At 45.0% G+C, this 3,043-nt stretch carries 2 protein-coding genes; both read left to right on the top strand.

Features of this window, described 5'->3' with window-relative positions:
• Positions 1 to 187: 187 nt before the first annotated feature.
• Positions 188 to 1,021, top strand: a complete 834-nt coding sequence (locus Q0338_RS04430) for a thiamine-phosphate kinase (RefSeq protein WP_298085700.1) — start codon at positions 188 to 190, stop codon at positions 1,019 to 1,021.
• Positions 999 to 2,123, top strand: a complete 1,125-nt coding sequence (gene truD, locus Q0338_RS04425) for a tRNA pseudouridine(13) synthase TruD (RefSeq protein WP_298085699.1) — start codon at positions 999 to 1,001, stop codon at positions 2,121 to 2,123. Before Q0338_RS04430 ends, truD begins: the two co-directional genes overlap by 23 nt.
• The last annotated feature ends 920 nt before the right edge of the window (positions 2,124 to 3,043 follow it).

Here is a 3,043-nt window from a genome sequence, read left to right as displayed (position 1 = left end):
GACCGCGAAGTCGTGGCCGACCTCGTTAAGCGCGGCATAGTAAAAGATGAGTCCGAGCTGTTTAGTAAATTTGAGATTTTCGGATAGATTTTAAACTCGGCAAATTTGAGAGGTTAAATTTGCCGAGCCGCTTAAATAAATTCGTTTTTCAAGCGCCTTTTTAGCCCGAATTTTATAAAATCGCAAAATGGATAAAGAACGCCTAATAATCGATAAATTTAGCAACTCCTTCATCGGCGACGACGGCGCTGTAGTGGCGCATGAGCGCGGAGAGTGGGTGTATAGCAAGGATCTTTTTTGCGAGGGGACGCACTTCCTAGCAGGCTGGCTTAGTATGGAGGAGATCGCGCGCAAGGCGATGCTCGTAAATCTCTCCGACGCCGTCGCGATGAACGCCGAGCCTAAATTTGCGCTTTTGGGGCTTGGGCTACCAAAAAAAACGAGCGCGGCGCAGATCTCGGCGCTACGCAAAGGATTTGCGGACGTTTGCGACGAGTACGGCGTCACTATCATCGGCGGCGACACGATCGGTAGCGATAAAATTTTACTTAGCGTTACGATTATTTCACAGCTTCGAGGCAAGGCGGTCTTACGAAGCGTCGCAAAAAAGGGCGATCTGGTTGCTTTTACGGGTGAGCTTGGAGGCAGTTTAAAAGGACTTAGGACGCTTCTAAACGGCGGGCGGGTCGCGTCAAATTCGCGCTTTAAAAAGCCTATTTTAAAAGATAAATTTTTCTACGCCGCGGCAGATAAGATAAACGCCGCTATGGACGTCTCAGACGGGCTTTGCACCGATCTAGCCAAGCTTTGCGCGCAGAGTCGTTGCGGGGCTAAATTTAGCAAACGGCTAAGCAAACGCGAGCTAAATAGCGGCGAGGAATACGAGATTTTATTTACGTTTAGTCCGAAAAACCGCGCCAAAATCTTAAGCCTAGCTCGCAAAACCCGCACGAAAATCACGATCTTTGCCAAAATCACGAAAGGAAAATTTAAAAGCAATGCAAGAAACCACCATTTTTAAGCCTCTTTACGCGCTCACTCACGCGCCCATTAACGCGTATTTTAGTAAAAACTCGGACGATTTCGTGGTGCGCGAGATCCCGCTTTACGCATTTAGCGGGCAGGGCGAGCACCTCATCGTTGAAATTTGCAAAAAAGATATGACGACGCAGGAAGCCTTGCACGCTCTAAGCGAGGTTAGCGGCGTAAAGATGCGAGATTTTGGCTACGCGGGGCTAAAAGACAAGCAGGGCATGACGACGCAGTTTATCTCGATGCCGCGTAAATTTGAGGCGGCGCTAGCAAATTTTAGCCACGAAAAGATGAAAATTTTAAGCCTCGCCGCGCACGACAATAAGCTTCGCATCGGGCATTTAAAGGGCAATAGTTTTTTCATCCGCCTAAAAAAAGTGATGCCTAGCGAGGCGGCAAAGCTGGAACAAGCCGTGCGAAACATCGATGAGGCGGGATATCCAAACTACTTTGGCTATCAGCGTTTCGGCAAATACGGCGACAACGCGCAAAGCGGGCTGGAGCTGCTAAAAACAGGCACCGTAAACGGCAAAAAGAGTAAAAATCCAAAGCTAAACGACTTTTTGATCTCGGCTTTTCAAAGCGATCTTTTTAACCGCTGGCTTAGCAAGCGCGTTGAAATCTCAAGGTTTGCACATGATTTTAGCCTAGGCGAGCTAGCTCAAATTTACCCTTATCTTGACGGCGCGATTTTGAAAAATTTAAAATCGCAAAAGAGATTTTTTAAGCTTATTGAGGGCGAAGTTTTGGGGCATTACCCTCACGGCAAGTGCTTTTTGTGCGAGGATTTGGACGCGGAGGGCGCGCGCTTTGACGCGAGAGATATCACTAGCTGCGGGCTGATCGCAGGCGCGAAGGCGTATGAGGCGCAGGGTGCGGCGAAGGCAGTAGAGGATCAAATTTTCGCGCAGGCAAATGAATTTAAAGCCAAAATGACGGGCTCGCGGCGCTTTGCGTGGTGTTATCTGGAGGATGCGAGCTATAAATACAACGAGGAAAAGGCTCATTTTACGATAAATTTCACGCTACAAAAAGGAAGCTACGCGACGGTGGTGCTGGAGGAAATTTTACACAAAAATATTTTTGAGTAATTTTGTTGCGCTTGTTTTGTTGCGGACTTTATGATGCCGATACACACATGTATCTTTGCGGACTGCTAGATATTGTTTTTTGATCAGTAAAGATGATATGGGTTGCATGTTTTGACAATGTCTATTAATGCTGTCGTATTTGTAGATATTTACAATAGTTTTTTGTGCATCTATCCTGGTATTTAGTTAGACTTCTTGAACTGAAATTTAGAGGAGTTCTTTTTTAAAATGGTGCCCGAGGTCAAAATAAAAGAAACACTGCATAAATCACGATATATTCGACAATTTAGCAAAACTTTAATTACGATCATATCGAAAAAATGTAAATATGATCTTAAAAAATAAAAGGTTTGTTCAAAATTTAATTGAAAATTTTTCCTAAGGCGTAATGCAATATGTTTTATCCTAGCCCCCTTGCCCCGCCTTTTTTGCCTTGCCTTTTGTATCGATTAGGCGGGCAATGGTGCTAGAATACCGCCGGCTACGCCTGCGATGACCTTCGATTTTCCCCCAAAACGACTTACGTCGCCTTGGGACCCAAAATCGAAATTTGGATTGAGGCTTGTTTGAAGATATATGCTAGTTCCTTCTCTCGCGGATTTCGGGGACCCGGCACGCGCTAAATCATACCAAGATCATAAGTTTCCATGCGCGTGTTGGGAGGAAATCAGCGGTATAGCTCGAAGAGCGTATCCCCAGCACAGCGAACACTTGGAGCTGTAGCGGGGATAAAAAAGACATAGTGAATTACGCTTTGATTGGACCATTATTGATCTAAATTTATATTGTTTAAAACTATCTGTCTAAACCATCGTATTTTTTAGTTTGTTCTTTGTCTTTGATTTCGATCGTTTCAGACTTATCAAACCTTTGATCTAATCCGTTATTTAGCAGATCTTGTTTGTAGACTTTTCCCCAAT

Source organism: uncultured Campylobacter sp., assembly GCF_938018145.1.
Classification (GTDB): Bacteria; Campylobacterota; Campylobacteria; order Campylobacterales; family Campylobacteraceae; genus Campylobacter_A.
This window is presented reverse-complemented; position numbering and strand designations above follow the sequence as displayed.

Excerpts from the sequence above, each read along its gene's own strand:
- Q0338_RS04430 (WP_298085700.1), top strand. The coding sequence starts at position 188 with ATGGATAAAGAACGCCTAATAATCGATAAATTTAGCAACTCCTTCATC.
- truD (WP_298085699.1), top strand. The coding sequence starts at position 999 with ATGCAAGAAACCACCATTTTTAAGCCTCTTTACGCGCTCACTCACGCG.